Here is a 473-nt window from a genome sequence, read left to right on the forward strand (position 1 = left end):
CGCGTTCTGTAAGTTCATAGCGGCGACGTGACATCAAAGACCTCCAAATCCGAGACCTTTGAATCACTAATCCATTCAAATAGCTAGACTATTTATGAGTGCACGACCTAAGCGTTAATTGTCTGGTCAGAGGCCGCATAGATGCCTGCACCTGCGCTCCAACCGGGCATGAAGTCAGGACCAAACTCATAATTTACCCAAAGCCGACCGGAGTGTTCCGGCACCATCGGAACGCGCGTATCTGCTGCCACAGTGCTGGTCGCGTCAACGAACTTCGCATTCGTATAACCATAGCTCGCGAGAACGCTCCAATTTGGGGTGTGCTGATAGAGAATATCCGCTGCAAACCCACGAGATCTTTGGGTTTTGTTGCAAACTTTTCGTCAATGGATGAGCTGATAGTATCCTGGCTTTTAATCAGCCGAGTATTTTAGATGTTTAAAGGCCGCCATTTTGATAAATCCGTTATCCTT

Annotated in this window: 1 pseudogene; it reads right to left on the reverse strand. The window is 47.8% G+C overall.

Features of this window, described 5'->3' with window-relative positions:
* Positions 1-107: 107 nt before the first annotated feature.
* Positions 108-353, reverse strand: a pseudogene (locus ABE527_RS21660) (TonB-dependent receptor domain-containing protein); the annotation flags it as partial.
* Positions 354-473 lie beyond the last annotated feature (120 nt).

Source organism: Brucella sp. TWI432 (assembly GCF_039674445.1).
In the GTDB taxonomy this organism is placed as follows: domain Bacteria; phylum Pseudomonadota; class Alphaproteobacteria; order Rhizobiales; family Rhizobiaceae; genus Brucella; species Brucella chromiisoli.